Here is a 21,987-nt window from a genome sequence, read left to right as displayed (position 1 = left end):
GGCTCACTTCGCCTGGAGCTCCGCGAGCTTCTTCTCCAGGCGCGCCACCGAGGCGGGCGGCGCCTGCGCCGGGGAGAGCGTCCGCGCGTACGCGATGGCGTCCTGAAGCGTGCGGAGCGCCGCGTCCCGCTCGCCCCGGGCCAGTTGGATGTCGGCGCGCTCGGACATGACCCGCAGGCGCCGGCCGCCCTCGACCTTCTCGAGGGCCCGGGTGCTCGCGGCGAGCGCGTCATCCAGGCGACCCAGTTGCCGGTACAGGTTGGCCAGGCGCGCGGGCGGGTTGTAGTCGCCGGGCAGGTCCTTCTCGCTCTGCTCGAGCGCCGGCACCGCGCGCATCGGCTCGCCGAGCACCAGGGCCGCCAGCATGCGGTGCGAGTCGAACACGGTGCGGGCCTCGGGCGTGGGAGCCCGCGCGGCCTCCGCCTCCAGGAAGGACAGCCACCGCGCGGCGAGCGCCTTCGCGCCCTCCGGGTCCTTGGCCTGCTGACGCGCCTCCACCAACAGCTCGTACACCCCCGAGCGATCATCCGCCGGCATGGCGATGTCCGGGGAGAGCGCTTGCTGGCCGCGCTCCTCCAGGGAGGCCATCAGCTCGCGGGCGCCCGGCGTCTCCGGCGGCAGCCGCAGGCCGCACAACAGGCCCAGGCCCGCCGCGTTCGCCCACGACGCGGAGTGCGGCACCCGGGGCAGCTCGGCCAGGGCGGTGCGCGCGCAGGCCTCGTAGCGCTTCGCCCCGTACTGCGCGACGAGCAGCGACTCCAGGGCCCGGCCCCGGCGGGACCAGTCGGCGGGGGCCTCGGCGAGCGCCTGGGTGAGGACGTCGGCCGCCTCGGCCGCCTTGCTCGCGCCATAGAGGGCGTCGCCGCGGGCCAGCAGGGCCTCGGGACCCTGGGCCCCGCCCTGGTACGCGCGCTCGCCGTCCTCGAAGAGCTTCTCCAGTTGGGGCACGGTCGCGCTGCCCGCGAAGCGCACCAAGGGCTTCTCCTCGCGCGGGTCGAGGATGAAGAAGGTGGGCCAGCTCTCCACGGGGTACTTCTCCAGGAAGTCCGCGTTGCGCGGCTGGTCCGTGTCCACCTCCAGCCAGACGAAGCGGCCCGCGTGCTTGGCGAGCGCCGGATCCGTGAAGACGTAGGCCTTCATCGAGCGACAGGTGTGACACCAGGGCGCCCACGTGTCGACGAAGAGCGGCACGCCGCGGCTCTTGGCCTCGGCGAGGGCGCGCGCGTAATCGTTCTCGATGAACGGCAGGGGACTCGGGGCATGCGCGGCGGAGGGCTCGGACACAGCCGGGCCTCGCGTCGCGGCGCACCCCCACAATCCCACGACCAGCAGGCAGGAGAGGGGCAATCGCATGGCCCGGCACCCTACCCTGGGAACGAGCGAGGGAGGAAGGCGACCGGCGGGGAGGGGCCGGGTAGGCTATGGTGGAGCCCCTCTCCCCACCTCGCCCCCATGAGCTTCGCGGAAAGTACCCGTCTCCAGGTCCTTCGCCGATACGCGGCGCTCGACAATCCCACCGAGCAGGAGTTCGACGACCTCGCGGCGCTGGCGGGCACGCTCTGCCAGGCGCCCATCGCCCTGGTGAGCCGCGTGGAGCAGGATCAGCAGCGGCTGCTGGCCCGCATCGGCGACCTGACACCCGCGCAGTGGGGCCACTCGCTCGCCTTCTGCGAGCAGGCGCTCTTGAGCGGCCAGGACCTGTTCGTGCTGCGGGACGCCCGGCAGGAGCCGCTGCTCGCCACGCTTCCGCTCGTCCTGGAGGCGCCCGCCCTCCGGGCCTGTTTCGGCGTGCCCCTGTTCGACGCGGAGGGCACCGCCCTGGGCGCGCTGTGCGTGCTCATGCCCGAGGTGCGGGTCCCCACCGCGGTGCAGGAGCAGGCGCTGCGCACGCTCGGGCGGCAGGTCGTGGCGCAGATCGAATTGCGGCGGCGCGTGGCGGCGGCGGCGCGCTCGTCCCTGGAGCGCGACCAGGAGCGCCAGGAGATGCTCGACGCCCTCATCCAGCAGACAGGGGACGGCCTCCTGGTGGTGGACCCGCAGGGGCGGCCCCAGCTCATCAACCCGGCGGCGCGCGAGCAGTTCGGCATCGCCGAGGAGGACGGCGCGCTGCTCTTGATGAAGCCCGAGGCGTGGCTGTCCCTGGAGAGCCAGAAGCCCATCGAGCGGCGCTACCGGCCGCTGGAGCGGGCGCTGCGGGGCGAGGTGGTGCGCGGCATCGGGTGGGGCGTGCGGCACGCGAACGGGGGCACGCGGGTGCTCACGGGCACGGCCTCGCCGCTGCTCCGGGCGGATGGCTCGCGCTGGGGCGCGGTGCTCATCACCCGCGACGAGACCGAGCGCATGCGCGCCGACCTGGAGCTGCGCGCCCTGGCCGGCTCGCTCCAGGAGGCCAACCAGAAGCTGGAGGCGGAGATGGCCGCGCGCGTGGCGGCGCTCGAGCAGTTGCGGCACGCGGACCGGCTCAACACGGTGGGCAAGCTCGGCAGTGGCATCGCGCACGAGCTGGGCACGCCCATGGCCGTCATCTCCGGCCACGCGGCGATGATCGCCGATGCGGAGGTGGAGGGCGAGGCGGCGCGGCAGAGCGCGCGCACCATCCGCCTCCAGGCCGATCGCATGGCGCGCATCATCCGCCAGCTGCTCGACTTCGCCCGGCGCCGCCAGCCCCAGAAGAGCGAGGTGGACCTGCGCGCGGTGCTCAAGCAGGTGCTCGCGCTGCTCGCGCCCCTGACCCAGCGCCGCATGCAGCGGCTCGAGCTGGAGGAGCCCGCCGAGCCGGTGCGCGCCCAGGTGGACCCGGGCCAGTTGCAGCAGGCGCTCACGAACCTGGTGGTCAACGCCCTGCACGCCTCGCCGGAGAAGGGGCTCGTGACGCTGCGCCTGTCCACCCCGGACGCCGTGCCACCCAAGGCCGGGCCCACGGCCACCGCCGCCCCGTGTGCCCTCATCGAGGTCATCGACCGGGGCGGTGGCATCGGCCCGGAGAACCTGCAGAAGATCTTCGAGCCCTTCTTCACCACCAAGCCCGTGGGCGAGGGCACCGGCCTCGGCCTGCCGGTGTCGCTGGAAATCGTCCGCGAGCACGGCGGCTGGCTGGACGTGCGCAGCACGCCCGGCGAGGGCACCCACTTCAGCCTCTTTCTCCCCCTGTGAAGGACACATGAGCGGACGCGTCCTGCTTGTCGACGATGACCCGAGCATGGTGGAGCTGCTCCAGGCGCGCCTCACGCGCCGCGGCTTCACCGTCACGGCCCTGACGGACCCCCAGGCCGCCCTGCCGCTGGTGCGCCAGGAGCCCTTCGACGTGGTGCTCACGGACCTGAACATGCAGGGCCTGAGCGGCACGGAGCTGTGCGAGCGCGTGGTGGCCAACCTGCCCGACCTGCCCGTGGTGGTGGTGACGGCCTTTGGCAGCATGGAGACGGCCGTGGCCGCCATCCGCGCGGGCGCCTACGACTTCATCACCAAGCCGGTGGAGATGGACGCGCTCGTGCACACGCTCACGCGCGCCGTGCAGCACCACCAGCTCAAGGGCGAGCTGGTGCGCCTGACCAAGGTGGTCGCCGACTCGCAGCGCCTGGGCGGCCTGCTCGGCTCCAGCCCCGCGATGCTCAAGGTGTACGACCTGCTCACGCGCGTGGCGGACTCGGACGCCACGGTCATCATCCACGGCGAGAGCGGCACGGGAAAGGAGCTGGTGGCGCGGGCGCTGCACGACAAGAGCCGGCGCGCCTCCGGGCCCTTCGTGGCCGTCAACTGCGCGGCCATGCCCGAGGCCCTGCTGGAGAGCGAGCTGTTCGGCCATGCCCGGGGCGCCTTCACCGACGCCAAGGCGGCGCGCGCGGGCCTCTTCGCCCAGGCGCACGGGGGCACGCTCCTGCTCGACGAGGTGGGCGAGATGCCGCTCGGCCTGCAGCCCAAGCTCCTGCGCGCCCTGCAGGAGCGCCGGGCCCGTCCGGTGGGTGGAGACCACGAGGTGCCCTTCGACGTGCGGGTGGTGGCCGCCACCCACCGCGACCTGGAGGGCATGGTGGAGGAGAACCGCTTCCGCGAGGACCTCTTCTACCGGCTCAACGTGGTGCAGATGGAGCTGCCGCCGCTCAGGGCCCGGGGTGGGGACTGCCTGCTGCTCGCCCAGCACTTCATCGAGCACTTCGCCGCGCGCGCCAACAAGCGGGTGATGGGGCTCAACGAGGCCGTGGCCGAGCGGCTGATGAACTACAGCTGGCCGGGCAACGTGCGCGAGCTGCGCAACTGCATCGAGCGCGCGGTGGCCGTGACGCACACCGAGCGCCTCGCGGTGGATGACCTGCCGGAGAAGATCCGCGCCTGGCGCGCCTCGCACGTGGTGGTGGCCAGCGGAGACCCCTCCGAGTTCACCACGCTGGAGGAGGTGGAGCGGCGCTACATCCTGCGCGTGCTTGAGGAAGTGAAGGGCAACAAGTCCCTGGCCGCGCAGGTGCTGGGCCTGGACCGCAAGACGCTCTACCGCAAGCTCGACCGGTACAAGGCCGGAGGGGACTAGGCGGATGGCGCGCAAGCAGGACCCGTGGGTGGGCAAGGTCGTCGCCGGGCGCTACCAGGTGACGGGAATGCTCGGCAGTGGCGGCATGGGCACGGTGTACGAGGCCGAGCAGCTGGGGCTCGGCCGCGTCGTGGCGCTGAAGATCCTCCACCCGCACGTGGCCCAGACCCCGGGCGCCACGGCCCGCTTCCAGCGCGAGGGCCAGCTCATGGCCCGGCTCAAGCACCCGGGCGCCGTCCAGGTCTTCGACCATGGGCAGGAGGGAGACGACCTCTACCTCGCCATGGAGCGCGTGGAGGGCTTTCCCCTCGACGAGCTGCTGGACTCCTACGGCCTGCTCGAGGTGACGACCGCCGTGGAGCTGGCCGCGCGGGTGCTGGAGGTGTTGGACGCCGCGCACGGCGTGGGGCTCGTGCACCGGGACCTCAAGCCCTCCAACGTGATGATGGTGGGCGAGGTGTCCGCGCCCCGGGTGAAGGTGCTCGACTTCGGGCTCGCCGCGCTCGTGCACGAGGACAAGTCCACCCGGCTCACGGAGAAGGGCGAGGTGCTGGGCACGCCCGCGTACATGTCCCCCGAGAGCTGCCGCGGCGAGTCCGTGGACGCCCGCGCGGACCTGTACGCCGTGGGCTGCCTGCTGCACGAGCTGCTCGTGGGCCGGCCCCCCTTCGGCGATGGCGCCGACGCGGAGGTGATGAGCGGCCACCTCTACCGGCCCCCCACGCCCGTGCGTCAGCTCGTGCCCGAGCGGAACATCCCCGAGGCGGTGGAGTCCCTGGTGCTCGCGAGCCTCGCCAAGGCGAAGACCCAGCGGCCCGCGAGCGCGCGGGAGCTGGCCGCCCGGCTGCGCGAGGCCCTCCGGCCTCCCGTGCCCTCGACCCCTCCCGCCACGAGCGCGCCCCCCGTCGTCCCCGTGAAGGCGGCCCGGCCCGTGGGCGTCATCGAACCGGAGGGGGCCGGGCCCACGCACGGCGTCGGCACCGCGCTGGCGGTGGCCGGCTATCCGGTCGTCTTGCGACGCGCGGAGGACTCGCTGGAGGGCCTGGGCGCGCTGGTGGTGGTGCCCCGGGGCACCCACGCCCTGGAGGAAGCCCTGGCCCTGGCGAGCGCCCTGGCGAGCAGGCCCCAGGCGCCGCCCATCCTGCTGTGTGGCGGAGGGGATGACTTCTCGGTGGTGTCGCGGGCCATCGCCAGCGGCGTGTACGACTACGTCCCCCTCCCCCTGGATCCCACGGACCTGGCGCGCAAGGTGGGCCGGGCCCTGCGCGCGCGCCGCTGAGGCCCGCTTTCCGTAGGCATCCCGCCCGGGCCGTGGTGTCCTCCGGCGCTCCGGATGAACGACCTCACGCCCCTGCGCCCCGCGCTCGAAGCCGCACTCGGTGTCCTGCCGACCCTGGAGCCCCTCGTCCACGGTGACGACGCCGAGGTGGCGCGCCGTGTCCAGGAGCGGCTGCGGCGCGACCTGCTGCCCCGGCTCGGGGGAGGGGACACCCCGCTGTTGCTCGTGGCCATCGCCGGGCCGAACAACGTGGGCAAGTCCACGCTCTTCAACACCCTGGTGGGCGCCACGCTCTCGCCCGCGCGTCCCGAGGGAGGCCTCACCAAGCAGTGCCTCGCCGCCGCGCATCCGGAGACGTGGGCGGGCTCGCTGCGCGAGGTGCTCACCCGGCGCTACGACATCGTCCTCGTGGCCCCGGGAGACAGCGCCCCGGTGGACCAGGCGGGGCCCGCGGGCCGGCTCTACCTCGTGCTCGCCGAGGCCGTGCCGCGAGGCCTCGTGGTCATGGACACGCCGGACTTCGACAGCGTCTACCGGGACAACCGGGAGCGCGCCGAGGCGCTGCTCGTCACCGTGGACGTGCTCGTCTTCGTGGTGAGCCGGCAGACGTACCAGAACGCCGCCCTGGTGGACTTCCTGCGCAAGGCGGTGGGCCATGGCCACCCCTACCTGCTCGTCTACAACGAGGCCTCGCGCGAGGAGACCGCGCGGGGCCACCTGGAGAAGCTGGCCCAGGACGTGGGCCATCCGCCCCTCGCACGCTACCTCGCGCCGCACCAGCCCGAGGTGGAGGCCGGGGAGAAGCCGCTGGCCACGCACCCGCTCGACGAGGGCCCTCCGCTGTCGTCGCTGCTCGGTGACCCCGTGCACACGCGCGCCCTCCAGGCCCGGGCCCTCCAGGCCTCGCTGCGCGACGCGCGCGCGGAACTGGAGCAACTCACGCGCGCCACCCTCGCCCTCACCCAGGAGCCCGAGCGGCTCCGCGGTCGGCTGCGCCACGAGCTGCACGCGGCGGGCCGCGCCGCCGCGCTCCGGGCCATTCCCGCGGACGTGATGGTGGAGGCCTTCCGGGACGAGCTGGACGCGCGCAGCACCTTCCACCGCTACGTGCGCCTGCCCTTCCGGGGGCTCGCCACGGCCCTCACCTTCGTGTCGCGCCAGGTGCACCGCGCCTTCACCGGCCCCGAGCCCACCGTGCCGCCCGTGGAGCAATCCACCGAGGCCACGCTGCGCGATGGCGTGCGGCGGCTGGTGGAGGGGCTCGCCCCGGAGGTGGCCACGTGGACGGGCGATGCCCCCACGCGAGAGGTGCTGCGCGAGGTGCTGGGACCGGCCACCCTGGAGCGCCTGGAGGAGCCCCTGGGCTTCGAGACGCTCCAGGCGCAGGCGGGGGACCGGGAGGCGCTCTACCAGTTCTGCCGGGAGCTCGTCGGCACCGAGCTCACGGGAGGCCCCCGCGAGGAGCTGCTGCAGTCGCTCGCCACGCTCGTGTACTCGGTGCCCGCGGGCGCCGCCGCCGTGGTGACGGTGGTGACGGGCGGCCTGGGCCAGGACGCCGTCATCTGGGCGGGCACGCTCCTGTCCACGCCGCTGCTCGAGCGCTTCGTGGACCTGCTGGGCGCGGACGTGCGCGAGCGCGTCATCAACCGCTGGGCCGACTCGCACGGGGCCACCCTCGCCCGCGCCCTCGAGTCCCGCTTCTTCACGCCCCTGCTGACCCGGCTCGACGCCCAGGTCGAACAGGGCGAGCGCACCTCGCGAATCCTCGCCGAGACGACCTCGCGGATCGCCTCCTGAATTCCCGCCGTGTCAGACCGGTCGGGCATTCTGTGTTTCGCCGCGACACGCGGACCACGAGGCGGGTGGGAGTGCTTCGCACATGGGTTGTTCCGCGCGGTGGCGAGGGGGAGGCGGGGAGGGAACGGGCTCCGGAGGTGGAGTGAGCACGCGGGGACTGACTTCGGAAATAGGGTCGAGGAAATGACCTTTGCAGTCCTGTTCCAACAACCTGATGCGTCGTATTCCGCCGTGCCTACACTGTAGGGTGGGTTCAGGTATGGACAAGAAACTGGCGAAGACGATTGGAGAAGCCGCGCGGTCGGCCCGTCTGCGTGCGCAGCTCACCCAGGCGGATGTAGCCGAGATGGTGGACCTGGTGACCGAGGTCTACGGCCGCATCGAGCGTGGCGGCATGGTGCCGAGCGTTCCGACACTGCTGCGGTTGTGCCGGGCGCTGCGCATCTCCGCGGACGAGTTGTTGGGCCTGGCGGGTCCGGATGGCGCGCTCAAGTTGACCGAGCCGCCGAACGAACAGGGCGAGAAGCCCGAGGTGCGCGCGGTCCTGCGGGTGCTGCGACAGCTGGATTCCGGGCAAATCAAGCTGCTGGGTCGGCTCGCGGTGGCCTTGAAGAAGGAGTAGAGCGTCGACGAGTGGAGACCGGACCGCACGCAGGGTAAGCTTCCGTACCGCCCCCCATCAGTGACCCCGGCCGTTACTTGACCACAGAGGTTGGCCGGGGAATCCTGCGCCCCCGTGTCCGAGATCCTCTTCCGAAGATTGGCCCCCCTGGTGGCGATGGCGCTGGTGGCCCTCGCCCCGGCGGTACACGCCCAGGAGCCCGAGGACATTCCCCTCGACCCCGTGGTCGTCACTGGAGATCCGGTCGCCGCGTCACCCGACCAGCCCGGAACCGGTCTGTGCTCGACGTCGCGCTTCTCGACGCGCATCTCCACGGACTTCTCGCAGAGGCGCACCAGCTTCATCGGCAACCTCAACGACTTCCTGGACGCGGTCCCCAACGCGTCCAATCCGAACGTGCGCACCACCGCGGTGCTCCGCACGCTGCTGGATTTGTCGAACAACAACATCGACACCACCCGGACGAGCTACGGCGATTTCGCGAACGCCGTGCCAGGATGTCCGGAGGGCGGCTGCGGTTTCGCGCTGAATGGCAACAACTTCGGTTCTCGTCTGCGCGGTTACCTGAACGTCACCCCGGCCATGGTGGGGCGCCCAATCCACTTCGGCATCTACGCGGATGACGCCGTCGCGCTCACGCTCTACGACCGGCTGGCAGTCCCCTACGCCGTCATCAATCGACCTCCGAAGCTGGGCGAGGCCACGTGGCGCATCACCAACAGCGTCACCTTCCTGAAGTCCGGTCTCTACGGCGTCGAGTTGCTCTACGTGTCGTTGACTGAGAACGCCGCGCTCGAGATGTCCGTGTTCGTCGGCGATTTCTCCGACTTCCAACGAGGGGCGAACACCTCGCCCATCGTCCGGCTCAAGGAAGCGGGTTTCTCGCTCGTCGCCCCCACCTCGCTCTACCAGACGGAGAGCGGACGCCCGTCCTACCCGGACCTGAACCAGTGCCAGCAATGCAACCGGGAGGCGGCCAACAAACCTAGCAACAGCAGCTGCGGCCCGAGCTACTACTGCAATGGCGCGGCGCTGTGCGCGCCGTGTGACTCGGCCGTCTTCTGCGGTCCCAGTTGCTCGCCCTGTGGCCAATCCACGCCCGCGTGCGTCAACCGCAACGGCACCTTCACCTGCGCCGAGTGCACCAAGGACTCGGACTGCAAGAACGGCCGCTGCGACCCGGAGACCAACCAGTGCCGGGGCTGCAACACCGACGCGCAGTGCTCCAATGGCCAGCACTGCGACACCGAGGCGCACGAGTGCCGCGACTGCGTCACCAACGACCACTGCGGGCGCGGTCAGACGTGCGTCGACAACACCTGCCAGGCCTGCTCCGCCCAGGACAGCTGCGCGGGCACCTCCTGCAACTGCTGCCCCGGTGGACTCAAGTGCGCCTCGCCCACGCCGGGCGCCTCGCCCACCTGCGTGGAGTGCAGCAACGACAACGACTGCGCCGACGGCAAGCGCTGCGACGTGGCCAACGGCCGGTGCGTGACCAGCATCGCCGCCTGCAACACCTCCGAGCGCTGCGGCGAGCAGTGCGCCAAGTGCCCCACCGACCGCCCCTACTGCCTCGATGGGCAGGTGTGCGTCTCCTGCCGCTCGGACCTCGAGTGCGGGGACGGCAAGTTCTGCCTCAGTGGCGAGTGCGCCTCCTGCACCACGGACAAGCGCTGCGGCGCGCGCTGCGGCGCCTGTGACGCCGACAAGCCCTTCTGCCTCACCGACGGCACCACCACGGGCAGCTCCTGCGTGGGCTGCCGGGAGAACGCCGACTGTGGTCCGGGCGGCACCTGCGATACCGCCACCCATACCTGCTCGGCCACCACCTGCACCGTGACGTGTGGCGAGGGCAGCGTGTGCCTCGGCGAGGCGTGCGTGCAGTGCTTCGCCGATGCCCACTGCCCCTGCGGCGGCACCTGCGACACCGCGCTCAACGTCTGCACCACGTCGTGCAACGACAGCAACGACTGCCTCGGCACGGAGTACTGCTCGGCGCTCACCCAGCAGTGCGAGCCCGGCCGCCGCAAGCCCGGCACCGAGGCCGCCGGGGGCCCGCCGTGCTGCGGCGTCACCACCCAGGGCGCGCCCCTGGCGCTCGGCCTGCTGCTGCTCGCCGTGCTCCTCGCCCGGCGCCCCCGAGGCGAGGCATGAGCCGTCTCGCGGTCCTCCTGCTCGGGCTGCTCGTGGCCACCGGAGCCCCGGCCCAGGACACCGGCTTCGACGTCCAGGCCTTCCGCCCCCTTGGCGCGCCCCAGGATCTGGTCGGTGTCGGTCAGTCCCGGCCCCTCTCGCACCTGTCCATCTCCGGCGGCGCCTACCTCAACTTCTCGCTCAATCCGCTGGTGCTCGTCGTCTCGGGCACGGACGCCAAGGCGCTCGGCGTGGTGAACAACCGCCTCCAGTTGGATGTCATGGCCTCGGTGGGCCTGTTCGACTGGCTGGAGTTCGGCATCGACATGCCGCTCGTGCTCCTGCAGAACTCGGACAACCTGGAGGCCATCGGCACCGAGGGTTTCATCCGCTCCTTCACCCCGGCGGACCTGCGGCTCATGGTCAAGGGGGCCATTCCCGGCCTGCGCCGCACCGCGGACGAGACGGGCTTCGGCGCCGCGCTCGGCCTCGGCATGAGCCTTCCCACCGGACTCAAGGACGCCTTCGCCAGCGACGGCTCGGTCACGTGGAACCCCACGCTCATGACCGACTACCGCTTCGAGTCGGGCATCCTCGTGGCGCTCAACGCGGGCCTGTGGCTGCGCCCCGAGGCCCAGTTCGCCGGCGTGCAGTGGGGCAGCTCCGCCACCTTCGGCGCCGGGGCCGAGGTGCCGCTCTTGCGCGGCGCCGGCATCACCGCCGTGGGCATGTTCACCGGCAGCACCCTGCTCAACAACCTCCCCACCCAGCTCAAGCAGCTGCCCTCCGAGGTGCTCGTGGGCCTGCGCTGGTACAGCTCCCTGGGCATCACCCTCACCGTGGGCGGCGGCGCGGGCTGTGGCTGCTCGCTCACCTCGCCCACCCTGCGCTTCTTCACCTCGCTCATCTGGGTGCCCGCCAAGACGCGCGAGTGGGAGGCCATCGAGCGCTTCAAGGATCCGCCCGAGCCGCCCCCGCCGCCCCCGCCCAACGTGGACCCCGATGGTGACTCCGTCATCGGCGAGGCCGACCGCTGCCCGACCGTGGCCGGCACCGTGGAGAACGGCGGCTGTCCCGACACGGACCTGGATGGCGATGGCGTGGTGGACCGGCTCGATCCCTGTCCGGCCGTCGCCGCCGGGCCCCGGGGCCGCAATGGCTGCCCGCTCGCGCGCGTGGAAGGCAACAAGATCATCGTGCTCGACCAGGTCCACTTCGCCACGGACCAGGACGTCATCCTCCCCGAGTCCTTCCCCATCCTCGAGGAGGTGGCCGAGGAGATGCTCCGGCACGAGGAGATCCAGCGCGTGCTCGTCGAGGCCCACACCGACGCGCGCGCCAACGACGCCTACAACTACGACCTGTCGCGCCGCCGCGCCGCGAGCGTGATGAACTTCCTGCTCGACAGCGGCATCGCCGTGGAGCGGTTGTGCTCGGCGGGCTTCGGCCGCAGCCGGCCCCTGGCCGCCAACGACTCCGAGGCGAACTGGGCGCTCAACCGCCGGGTGGAGTTCACCCTGCTGCCGCCCGTGCAGGGCCGGCCGCCGCCGTGCCCCCCGGATCCCGCCGCCGCGAGCCCCTCCCCGCCTTCCCGCGGCAAGGGGGGCAAGGCGTCCCCGCCCTTCACGCCGTGACGGGGCGGCGTCGCCTCCTCCGCCCTCCACCGCTCGTGCCCGCCACCATGCCTTCGGACGCGCTCACCCAGTCCTTGCGACACGCCATTGGAACCGCCGCCCGGGAGTCCCGGTTGCGGCTGGGCCTCACCCAGGAGGACGTGGCCGCCCGGCTCGACATGGCCACCGAGGTGTACGGCCGCCTGGAGCGCGGCACCGTGTCCCCGAGCATCTTCACCCTGCGCAAGCTGTGCGTGACGCTCGACCTGTCCGCGGACCGGATGCTCGGCACCGTGCACGCGGGCGCCCCGGCCCGGCCCCCGACGGCGGGGCTCCAGGCCCCGGAGTCCCGGCACCTGGGCCGCATGCTCGATCGCGCGCGCAAGCTGTCACCCCGCTCGATCCGGGTGCTGATCCAGCTCGCCGCGATGCTTCCCCAGAAGGGCCGCCTGAGGCCCCTGTCCCGCCGGGGCGGCGCGCGCTAGCGGCTGGCCTGCTTCACGTCGAAGACGACCTCGGCGGCCGCCTTGCGCCGGCCCGCGGTGGCCGTCACCACCGTGCGTCCGGGCCCCACCGCCGTCACCTGCCCCGTGGGGGACACCGTCGCCACGGACCAGTCCGAGCTGAACCAGGTGACGGGCACGTCGGTGACCGCCACGCTGCGGTTGTTGAAGGTGCGCGCCCGAAGCTGCTGCTTCTGCCCCACCTTGCCGAACACCAGGTGCGTGGGGTCCACCTCCATGCGCGCGAAGTCCGAGCGCACCACCTGCACCGACAGGTTCCGGCTCAGCGGCGGCACCGTCACGGTGATGGTCGTCTTCCCCGGCGCCACGCCCATCAACCGGCCGTTCTCCACCCGCGCCACGTCCTCGTCCGCCGAGGACCACGTGGGGGGCACGTCCAGCAGGGGCTTGCCCAGCTCGTTGCGCACCACCGCGGAGATGGCGACGGAGTTGCCCGCCAGGAGGAAGTCCGGGCTGTCCACCCGGATGTCCACCAGGCTGGGGATGGACACCTGGACCTCCACCTGGCCCCGGGCCTTGCCCGCCGCCACGGCGATGGTGGTCCGGCCCGAGCGGCGCGCCGTCACCACGCCGTCCTCCACCCAGGCCACCTCCGGCGACGAGCTGATCCACCGCAGCTTGGGCTCCTCGATGCGCTCGCCCTGGGCGTCGAACACGATGGCCTGCACCACCACCGTCTGCCCCGAGGCATGCAGGGGCTGGGTGCTGGGCATGGTCAACGAGAGGGCCTCGGGCGTGGCATGGCAGGCCCCGAGCAGGAGCAGGGACAACAGGAGCGGAAGACGGACAGGCATCAGACGAGGCTCGACGGAGGGGGGGCGGGCGGGCAGCAGGGGCCTCCACACGAACGGCGCGAGGGCGGGATGTATTTCGATACGTCCCCAAAACCCTCCTGGCAAGCCCTCGTCGGCTTCGGAATGCCTCCGCGCCCGCGCGCGGTTTCTCCTCGCGGGAGCTCCCCCCGGGGTGCTCGTGCCACGAGGCCAGCGCCGTGATCCACCATGTCTTCACTCTTCTGTCCCTGCTCCCCACACGGCCGCGCCGCGCCGCGGTCCGGCGGCTGATGGACGCCGTCTGGTCGCGCCGCACCACCGTGGACGTCATCGGACGGGAGCACGTGCCGGACGGCCCCTGCCTCTTCGTCTGCAACCACCTGTCCAACGCGGATGGCTTCACGCTCGACCGGGCGCTGCGGCCCCGGCGGGTGTACTTCCTCGCGGGCATCAAGCTGCGCGACACGGTGATGACCCGGCTGGCCACCGAGGTGGTGCACACCATCTTCATCCGGCCCAACTCGGCGGACATCGAGTCCCTCAAGCGCTCGGTCGAGACGCTCAAGGCGGGGCACTCGGTCCTCATCTTCCCGGAAGGGGGCCGCAGCCGCACGGGGGGGTTGCTGCCCGCCAAGCAGGGCGCCGCGCTCATCGCCCGGCGGGCCCGGGTGCCCCTCGTCCCGGTGGCCCTCACCGGCACCGAGCACTTCATGCCCATCGACGACCAGGACATGGGCCGCGAGCAGGTGCGCCGCGCCCACATCACCCTGCGCTTCGGCCCTCCCTTCCGCGTGGAGGAGTTGGCCGTGGACGCCCCCCACGCCGAGGATCCCCGGCAGGCGCTCGCCGACGCGATGATGCGGCGGGTGGCCGAGCTGCTGCCGCCGGCGTATCGAGGGGTCTACGGCGAGGGGGCGCCCCCCGCTCCGCCCCGGCCGCCCGTGCCGACCGAGCCCCCCGCGGCCCCGCGCTGACGCCTCACGCCTGGACGTACCGCCGGAGCCGACGCTCCCCTCCCGGCGGGGCCAGCTCCATGGGCGGCAGGTAGAGCCCCACCCGCTCGCGCGTCCACCAGGCCCCGGTGCGCCGGCGCGTCTCCCGGTCCGTCATCCGGTACTCGTGCAGCACGCCGCGCACGTAGCGGGGCGGGCGAGGGCCGAAGGGCGTCTGGGCGAAGAGGGCCTCCACCTCGGGCGAGCCCTCGAGCAGCCGCACCACGAGCGCCAGCAACCACCCCGGCGGCGAGCCCAGGGCCGCGAACCACATCTGCCAGTCCAGCCGGGGCTGATAGGGCGCCACCCGGGCAGGCGCCTCGTCCACGGCGTCCACCTTGTAGCGGAAGGTGTAGGGGTGCCACGTGTGGCCGTCGAGGGAGCCCTCCAGGGTGATCTCCGGCCGCCGCACCGTCATCACCGCGAACAGGCCATAGCTGTTCACCGCGCGCAGCGGCCGCGTCCAGGTGTCCACCACGTCCAACCAGCGCGGTGGCGTGGGCGGACGCGGCAGCCGGGCCAACAGCTCGTTCGCGCCCAGGGCCAGCAGGGGCGCCACCGCGACGGCGCCGCCCACGGTGCGCCACACCGGACGGGGACGGGCCCGGGGCGTGGCGGGCCACACCCGGCGCAGCGCCTCGTCATCCAGCAGCCACAGGCCGAGCACCGCCGACTGCACGTTGAAGAAGCCGTAGTTGCCCGTGAGGAAGATGAGGGCCTGCAGCGCGGACAAGAGGCCGAAGCCCGCGAACCGCGCGCGCCTCGGGGCGAGGACGAGCAGCGGCACGAGCGTCTCCAGCACGAGCACGCTCGCCGTGGAGAAGCGCCGCAGCCGGGGCGGCGTCTGGTGCGCGAGCCACCCCACCCGCGTGGGCAGCGGCGCGGTCTCGAAATAGAAGTCGCACGCGGTGAGCTGGCGCCACGTCGGGTCGCCGGACTGGAGCTTGGACAGCCCCGAGCCCAGGTACAGCCGGAACAGGAGCACCCGCCAGGCGGCCACCTCCCACGCGGACGGCTCCCAGCGGCCCGGACCCGGACGCCACCCGGCCGGCGCGGTGAGCGCCGCCAACAGGCCCATCTCCAAGAGCAGCGCGTCCCACTGGAAGGAGAGGAACTCCCGCCCCACCGACACATAGGACAGGTAGAGCGCCCACAGGGCGGCCAGCGCCGGCTGGGGCAGCACGCCCGCCATCACCGCCAGCGCCAGGGCCTGTCCCACGCGGGTGCCCCCGAGGAGTGCCCGGTCCGACGCGCCCCACCAGAACAGCGAGGGCACCTCCAGCCAGCGTCGGCGGCCCACCACCGCCCACCGGGGCGCGTCCACCACGTCCCGCACGGGCCGGATGCCCCGCGCGCCATGCAGCCCGAGCACCTGCCGCCCCAACGACGTGAAGGCGATGAAGTAGATGCCTCCCAGGGCCATGAGGAACGCCTGCCGCACCCGGCGGTGAGGCACGAACCGCTCCAATCCCCGCGTCTGTTTCCAGCCCATGCGCCACCTCCCCTCCCCAAGCTGGACTCGGCTCCGACCCCCGCCAGCCCGGTCGGTCCCCCCGCCTCGGGAGTAGCCAGGCGACCAGGCCGCCCCGGATTCCCTGGAATGGATGCCTATCTTTCCCCACATGAGCCAACCCAAGGAACGAGCCGAGCGAGTCGAGCAGGTAATTCCAGGTCTTTACCGGTGGAGTGTCCGGGATGATCGGATTGGTGGAGTGCGCAGCGAGGCCTATGCCGTGGTGGCCGAGGACGGCGCCGTCACCCTGATCGATCCCCTGCCCATCGAGGAGCGGGCCCTGAAGGAGCTGGGGCCGGTGGAGGCCATCGTGCTCACCGCCGGCAACCACCAGCGCGCGGCGTGGCAGCTGCGCCGCGTCTTCCGGGCACCGGTCTGGGCCCCCCAACACGCCTACGGCCTGGAGGACAACGCGGACATCACCTACGGCGCGGGGGACACGCTGCCCGGAGGCCTCGTGGCCTACCACACGCCGGGCCCCGCCATGTCCATGTACACGCTGTGGTTGGAGCGGCCCCGCAGCGTCGTCTTCGTGTCGGATCTGCTGACCCACGACACGCACGGCACGCCGCGCTTCATCGACAGCCAGTACCAGGACGAGCCCGCCCGGACGCGCACGAGCGTGCGGCGACTGCTCGAGAAGCTGCCCATCGACGTGGTCTGCTTCGCCCACGGCGCGCCCATCGTCGCGGACGCCGAGTCGGTCCTGCGACGGGCCCTGGTGGAGGACACCGAGTTCGCCCTCGAGTCCGACCACGTCTGAGTCGACTCAGGTGAGGCGACTCAGGGCTGGGCCAGACCCAGGCGGCAGCTCACGCCCGCCAGCGACAGCGACACCTCGTTGACGGACAGGGGCTGCTGCTTCACCTCCACGGGAGGCTCGCACCCGATGAGCTCCAGCGGCGCGCGCTCGGACTGCACCTGGCTGATGAACGTCCGGGTGCGCCGCGCCCACTGCTGGATGAGCGCTTCGCGGTAGTGCTCCGGGTCCTTCAATCGCGCGCGGGGATGGCTGAACGCCACGATCAGCCCCGCGTTGGCCCGCTCCGCCTGGCTCACCTCGCCGTCGGCCACGCGCGCCAGGGCCGCCACCAGCATCTCCCGGCCCCAGTAGTCCAGCGACTCGGGCATCGCCACCTCCAGCACGCCGTGCGCCACCACGTCGCTGTAGCCCACCTTGCGCGCCACCCACTCCAGCTCGCCCATGCGCACCACCGCCCCCGCGGGGCTCGCCCCCTTCGCCGCCGCGCCGTAGTGCTCGGCCGCCTGCTTGAGCCGGGGCAGGGCCTCCTCCAGGGACTCCGCCTCCTGGCGAAGCGTGAAGGCCACGAGCAGCACGTCTGGCCGCACCGTCATGCCCTCGGGCAGCGTCGGCTCCCCGGCCGCGTAGGCACCCCGCGAGCCCCCGGCATGCGCCTCCGAGGAGGACGAGCGGCCACACGAGACCCACAGGCAGAGCAGTACGCCACAAGCGGACCAGACTAGAGGACGTCGTTTCATCGCGCGCTTTCCGACGAGGGCCCGGAGGTCCCCCGGGGCCGATGCCGTCTGGAGTGGTACCGGATAGGCTCTCCGTCCGCCATGTCCTTTAACAGTGAAAAATACGCGACTCCCGTCCGCGAGTCGCCGCCGCTCCGGGCCGAACTCACCGTGAAGCCGGATGTCCTCCGCGTGCCCCTTTCGGCCTCGCTCGAGGCCGACGAGGCGGCTCCCCTGCTCGCCTCGCTGCGTCAAGCGTGCGAGCAGTTGCGGCGGCGCGTCCAGGAACGGAGCGGCACCGAGGTGAGCTTCCGGCCGCAGGACCTGCGCTTCGACCGGGGCGGCGGCTCCAAGAAGCTGGCGCTCACCGAGAGCGACACCCACCTGGTCACGCTCGAGGGCTGGCTGGAGCTGCCGCTCGCCGCGGAGCATGACTTCTGGGAGCGCGCCGCGCGCCTGGGCGCCCTGACGCGCGCCTGCCAGGAGGCCGAGGGGGACAGCCGCCAGTCACGCAAGCTGCCGCGATTCAGCTTCGGCGCCGCGCGGGCCCTCGTGGCCCGACCCGAGGCCCACCGCGACGAACTGCTGCGCCGCTACGTCGCCCGGGTGCGCGAGACGGCGGCGGCCCTGGGCTCGGCCGGGGTGCCGCTCACCGTGGTGGAGTGCGTGCCCGCCGGCGCCGTGGAGCAGACGACGCACTCGCTGGAGGAGGTGGGCTTGTCCCTGCCCCTCACCTGTCGCCTGGGCGAGGGCGGCGCCCCGAGCGAGCACCGCCCCCGGGAGTGACTCAGGGCTTCAGCGCGGGCGGCTGGCCGTCCAGCACGCACAGGTTCGTGCTCTCCTCGCAGACGATGGCGAACGCGGGATCCAGCGACGAGCCCGCGCGCGCCTGCTTGCAGATGGCCGGGTCGCGCACCTCGGCGCCGTTCTCCGTGCGCACGCACCGGATGGCGGGGAACACGCCCACGGCCTCGTAGGTGGCCGTGCAGTCGCCTTCCGTGTAGCGCAGCTCGCCCACCCACTGCGTGCCGGGGATGGCCGCCTGGCCCTGGATGCGCAAGCCGCTCCACGCATAGCTCAGCGTCGTGCCGGCATTGGTCTGCCGCGCCGCGGACATCGAGGGCACCTCGCACACGTTGTCCACGGGGTACTCGGTGGTGAAGGCGCCCGAGGAGGTGATGGACGCCGCCGGCTCCGCGCCCGCGAGCAGGAAGGCGGGCTTGAGCGCCAGGGTGGGCGGCTCGCCCGAGCCGGGGACACGGAAGGCCTGCGCGCCGACGATCTCCGCCTTCTTCTGCGCGCACACGCCCGAGCCCGACTTGAGCGTGAAGCGCACGGCATGCTCACCGCGGCCCACGGTGCACTGGGGAGGCGGTTGCTCGGCGCCGCAGGCGGCCAGCAGGGTCGCCAGGCCCAGGGGGAGCGTCCACGTGAGGATTCGTTGGGTCTTCATGGTGTGGTCGACTCCGGCTCAGAACGAGACGCGCGCGCCGATGCGGATGCTGCGCGGCGGCTGGTAGGACAGGGGCTTCTGGTAGTTGGGGTTGAGCGCGGGCGACTGGCCGTTGCGGTTCTTCACGTCCGGCAGGTCCGCGAGCGTGCCACCCACGAGCGCGTCGATGTTGTCCAGCGTGTAGACCTGGTCCTGACTGGTGACGGCCTGGAAGTTGAACATGTTGAAGGCGTCCAGGGTGACGGTGGCCAAGAGGCCCCGGCCCAGCTTGCGGTTGACGCCCAGGTGCGCGTCCACGCCGTGCACCCAGGGCAGCCGCCCGCCGCTGCCGCGCGGCAGGATGAAGGTGAAGCCGCTGCCGTAGATGTAGTGCGAGCCCGTCACGTTGAGCGGCGTGCCGGAGTTGCCCCGGTAGGACAGGCCCAGGTCCAGGCTGGTGTTGGAGTCGATGACGAACTCGCGCGAGCCGAACACCTTGATGTTGTGGGTGCGGTCCAGGGGCAGCACGCCGGACTTGTTCTCCATCATCCCGATGAGGTCGAAGTCGGAGGTGACGTTGGGGGCGAGCTGGTTGTTGTCCGGGCGGTAGAGGCCCGAGTAGTTGCCGCGCAGGTACGAGTACGTGTAGCTCACCTGTGCGAGCCACAGGTCCGCGAACGCCTTGTTCAGGTAGACGGCCACCGCGTCGTAGTCGCGCACGGCCTTGGGGAACGCCGCGCCGATGCCCCGGCCCGGGTTGCCGATGAAGTAGTTGGTCGTCTCGTTGATGGACATGTCCTCGATGACGTCGTTCATCGTGCGGCGGGTGTAGTTGACGCCCAGCGTCGCGCGCGGGAGCACCTCGTACTCGCCGCCCAGGACGAGCTCGTTGGAGGACTGCGGCCTGAGCGAGGGATCCACCGGGCTGTTGATGGCGAAGGTCTGCGTGTACTGGCGGCTGATGCCCGTGCTGGTGCCGGCCGGCACGGGGATGTTCGCCGGGTCGCGGCACTCGGTGTAGGGCGCGGACTGGGTGAGCGGATCACACCCGGGGCCGCCGTTGATGGGCGCGCGGCTGCGCGTGGCCGTCAGGCGGGTGATGTTGGAGAACTGGGAGTTGACCATGGCCAGCACCGAGTTCTGGTAGTAGCGCGCGTAGCTGGCGAACAGCTTGGAGCGGCCCGTGCGGGTGAAGTCGTAGACGAGGCCCACGCGCGGGGAGATCTGGTTGGGCAGCTCGAACGCCACGTTGCCGCCCGTGCCCACCACCGTCTGCGTGTCGTAGCGCAGGCCGGCGTTGAGCGTGACGCGGTCGAGGATGCTCCAGCTGTCCTGGAGGAAGGCGCCCACGGCGTTGGCCCGGGTGGAGGTGGGCACGAACGCCTGGTAGACGGCCTGGTCCGGCCCGGTGAGGTAGCCGAAGGAGCGGAAGTCCACGAAGGAGTTGCCGTCCACCGCCTCGTTGTAGAGCACGCCGCCGGAGTAGGCGCGCGTGTCCACGTTGGTCATGATCTCCACGTCGGCGCCCGCCTTGATGACGTGGTGGCCGAGCGCGTTGAGCAGGTAGGTGCCCACGACGTTGGCCTGGTAGCGGTCCACGGTGCGGTCCAGCAGGAAGCCGGGGCCGCCGAGCAGGTAGCTCGCCACGGGGCAGCGCACGGCGTTGCGCGTGCCGGCGGGGTCACACACGGACGGGTCCGGCAGCACCTCGAAGTCGTTGATGGAGTAGTAGCGCGGGTCGGCGGCGGTGCCGGTGCGGCGCATGTTGAACTGGGCGACGCCCGCCAGGCCCGCGCTGCTGCCCAGGGCGCTGCCGTCCACGGGCAGCGTGTCGTCCGTCTGGTGGTGCCAGCCCGCGTTCACGTCCAGCAGCACGCGCTTGTCCAGGAACGAGGAGGACAGCTTGAGGGCGATGTCGCGCGCGCTCTGGTTGTAGCGGTGGGCGAGCGCCTCGTAGCGGCCGTTGAGGGTGTCCGTCTCGATGAGCCCGCTGTCGATGTTGTAGCCGAAGCGGCCGTTGCCTCCCGAGGCGGACGGCGTGCCCGTCACCGACAGGGTGAGGCCGTGGTCGGGGTGCACCTGCCAGGTGAGCTTGCCGATGTACTGCAGCGAGCGCTGGTCGGCGAAGTAGCGCCGGAAGGTGCCGTCGATGGACTCCGTCTGGGAGAAGCCGTTGGCGTCCTTGACGGGCCGGCCGTCCTCGCCCAGCACGAAGGCGTTGAGGTTGCGGTCGAGCGCGCGGCGGGTGAAGGACGGGGCCACGCCGGCGAAGAACCACAGCTTGTCCTTCACGAGCGGGCCGCCGAGCGTGCCGCCGAAGTCCCCCAGGTTCCACAGCCGCTGGGTGGTGGTGATGACGCTGCCCTGGCTCAGCACGCGCGTGGGAGTGCCCTCGAAGGCGCCCGGCGTCAGGTTGCCGAACACCGAGCCGTGGAACTCGTTGGAGCCGGACTTGGTGACGGCCGTCAGCACGCCGCCCGTGGAGCGCCCGTACTCGGGCAGGAAGCCACCGGTGATGATGTTCACCTCCTGGATGAACTCCACCGACAGCGGCGTGCCGAGGGTGCCGAGCGCCGGGTTGCCCGTGGACAGACCGTCCACCTGGAAGCCGTTCTCCGGCGAGGTCGTGCCATTGAGCGACACGCCGTACGCATCCGTGGTGGCCGTGGGGGCGAAGTCCGCCAGGCTCTCGAAGGAGCGCGACGCGCTGCCCTTGGAGCCGGGGCGCACCGTGGCCAGGCGGTTGATGAGATCCTTGTCCACGCTCACGCCCGTGCGGGTGGAGCCCACGTCCACGGACGGCGGCACGCCCGCGACCTGGATCTCCTCGTTGAAGCCCTCGGGCAGCAGCTCCGCGTTGAGCCGGATGGTGCGGTTGAGGCGCAGGGCCACGTCCGTGCGCTGGAAGGGTTTGAACCCCTCGCTCTCGAAGCGCAGCGTATAGGTGCCGGGAGGCAGCTGCGGGATCCGGTAGAGGCCCGAGGCATCGGTGACGGCGAGCTGCTCACCCTGGACGCTGGGCGAGGTCGCGGTCACCACCACGTCCGGAACGGGTTTCTTCGTCTCGGCGTTGAACACGGTGCCGGTCAACACAGACGTGTTCTGTTGCGCCAGGGCGGAGGACACTCCCAGGCCCACGCCCACCACCAGCGCGGCCATGAGGACGCGCCTCAGGGTACTTTCGAGATGTCGGATCAAAGAACGAGCCCCTCAAATTGCCGGGCACCGCGCGCTCCATGCTCGCCGATGCCGCAGTGCGTCTTGCTAACAGAGACGTTCGACCAAAAACAAGGGAGGGCCTGAAA

The 21,987-nt window shown here is 71.9% G+C and carries 17 protein-coding genes; 11 read left to right on the top strand and 6 right to left on the bottom strand.

The window, feature by feature from the left end:
• Positions 1-3 precede the first annotated feature (3 nt).
• A complete protein-coding gene (locus I3V78_RS06035; protein ID WP_204485359.1) occupies positions 4-1,353 on the bottom strand; it encodes a thioredoxin family protein in 1,350 nt (449 codons plus the stop codon).
• A 99-nt stretch (positions 1,354-1,452) separates the two neighbouring features.
• Here I3V78_RS06035 and I3V78_RS06030 point away from each other — a divergent pair, with 99 nt between their 5' ends.
• The 8 genes from I3V78_RS06030 to I3V78_RS05995 all read left to right on the top strand — a co-directional run bounded on the left by I3V78_RS06030 (position 1,453) and on the right by I3V78_RS05995 (position 12,454).
• Positions 1,453-3,153 carry an ATP-binding protein gene (locus I3V78_RS06030; RefSeq protein ID WP_204485358.1) on the top strand — a complete coding sequence of 567 codons (1,701 nt, stop codon included), beginning with the start codon at positions 1,453-1,455 and terminating at the stop codon, positions 3,151-3,153.
• A 7-nt stretch (positions 3,154-3,160) separates the two neighbouring features.
• Complete coding sequence (locus I3V78_RS06025; protein WP_204485357.1) at positions 3,161-4,525, top strand: sigma-54-dependent transcriptional regulator; 1,365 nt, start codon at positions 3,161-3,163, stop codon at positions 4,523-4,525.
• A 4-nt stretch (positions 4,526-4,529) separates the two neighbouring features.
• Positions 4,530-5,804, top strand: a complete 1,275-nt coding sequence (locus I3V78_RS39835; RefSeq protein WP_204485356.1) for a serine/threonine-protein kinase — start codon at positions 4,530-4,532, stop codon at positions 5,802-5,804.
• 54 nt (positions 5,805-5,858) lie between these two features.
• Positions 5,859-7,601 (top strand): GTPase, encoded by a 1,743-nt coding sequence (locus I3V78_RS06015; RefSeq protein ID WP_204485355.1) that lies wholly within the window; start codon positions 5,859-5,861, stop codon positions 7,599-7,601.
• A 259-nt stretch (positions 7,602-7,860) separates the two neighbouring features.
• Positions 7,861-8,223: a helix-turn-helix domain-containing protein gene (locus tag I3V78_RS06010; RefSeq protein ID WP_204485354.1), complete on the top strand. Its 363-nt coding sequence runs from the start codon at positions 7,861-7,863 to the stop codon at positions 8,221-8,223.
• 114 nt (positions 8,224-8,337) lie between these two features.
• Positions 8,338-10,377: an outer membrane exchange protein TraA gene (gene traA, locus I3V78_RS06005; RefSeq protein WP_338023474.1), complete on the top strand. Its 2,040-nt coding sequence runs from the start codon at positions 8,338-8,340 to the stop codon at positions 10,375-10,377.
• Positions 10,374-11,990, top strand: coding sequence for an outer membrane exchange protein TraB (traB, locus tag I3V78_RS06000; RefSeq protein ID WP_204485353.1), 1,617 nt, complete (start codon positions 10,374-10,376; stop codon positions 11,988-11,990). The genes traA and traB overlap by 4 nt, the downstream gene beginning before the upstream one ends.
• 47 nt (positions 11,991-12,037) lie before the next feature.
• Positions 12,038-12,454 (top strand): helix-turn-helix domain-containing protein, encoded by a 417-nt coding sequence (locus I3V78_RS05995; RefSeq protein ID WP_204485352.1) that lies wholly within the window; start codon positions 12,038-12,040, stop codon positions 12,452-12,454.
• Here the strand turns inward: I3V78_RS05995 and I3V78_RS05990 are convergent.
• Positions 12,451-13,287 carry an Ig-like domain-containing protein gene (locus I3V78_RS05990; RefSeq protein WP_204485351.1) on the bottom strand — a complete coding sequence of 279 codons (837 nt, stop codon included), beginning with the start codon at positions 13,285-13,287 and terminating at the stop codon, positions 12,451-12,453. The two genes, I3V78_RS05995 and I3V78_RS05990, sit on opposite strands and share 4 nt — an antisense overlap.
• 197 nt (positions 13,288-13,484) lie before the next feature.
• Here I3V78_RS05990 and I3V78_RS05985 point away from each other — a divergent pair, with 197 nt between their 5' ends.
• A complete protein-coding gene (locus I3V78_RS05985; protein WP_204485350.1) occupies positions 13,485-14,240 on the top strand; it encodes a 1-acyl-sn-glycerol-3-phosphate acyltransferase in 756 nt (251 codons plus the stop codon).
• A 4-nt stretch (positions 14,241-14,244) separates the two neighbouring features.
• Here the strand turns inward: I3V78_RS05985 and I3V78_RS05980 are convergent, their stop codons facing one another.
• Complete coding sequence (locus I3V78_RS05980; protein WP_239576318.1) at positions 14,245-15,750, bottom strand: lipase maturation factor family protein; 1,506 nt, start codon at positions 15,748-15,750, stop codon at positions 14,245-14,247.
• 112 nt (positions 15,751-15,862) lie between these two features.
• Between I3V78_RS05980 and I3V78_RS05975 the strand changes: the two genes are divergently transcribed.
• Positions 15,863-16,534, top strand: a complete 672-nt coding sequence (locus tag I3V78_RS05975; protein WP_204485348.1) for an MBL fold metallo-hydrolase — start codon at positions 15,863-15,865, stop codon at positions 16,532-16,534.
• A 20-nt stretch (positions 16,535-16,554) separates the two neighbouring features.
• Here the strand turns inward: I3V78_RS05975 and I3V78_RS05970 are convergent, their stop codons facing one another.
• Positions 16,555-17,271, bottom strand: a complete 717-nt coding sequence (locus I3V78_RS05970; RefSeq protein WP_204485347.1) for a hypothetical protein — start codon at positions 17,269-17,271, stop codon at positions 16,555-16,557.
• 171 nt (positions 17,272-17,442) lie between these two features.
• Between I3V78_RS05970 and I3V78_RS05965 the strand changes: the two genes are divergently transcribed.
• Positions 17,443-18,036: a hypothetical protein gene (locus tag I3V78_RS05965; RefSeq protein WP_204485346.1), complete on the top strand. Its 594-nt coding sequence runs from the start codon at positions 17,443-17,445 to the stop codon at positions 18,034-18,036.
• Between the two features lies 1 nt (position 18,037).
• Here I3V78_RS05965 and I3V78_RS05960 read toward each other — a convergent pair whose 3' ends face one another.
• Entirely contained in the window at positions 18,038-18,703 is a 666-nt protein-coding gene (locus I3V78_RS05960) for a hypothetical protein (RefSeq protein WP_204485345.1), read from the bottom strand.
• Positions 18,704-18,721: 18 nt separating this feature from the next.
• Positions 18,722-21,841 (bottom strand): TonB-dependent receptor, encoded by a 3,120-nt coding sequence (locus tag I3V78_RS05955; RefSeq protein WP_204485344.1) that lies wholly within the window; start codon positions 21,839-21,841, stop codon positions 18,722-18,724.
• Positions 21,842-21,987: the final 146 nt, after the last annotated feature.

Source organism: Archangium primigenium (assembly GCF_016904885.1).
GTDB lineage: Bacteria > Myxococcota > Myxococcia > Myxococcales > Myxococcaceae > Cystobacter > Cystobacter primigenius.
The sequence above is the reverse complement of the archived record's forward strand: the minus strand, read 5'-3'. Positions and strand labels throughout refer to the sequence as shown.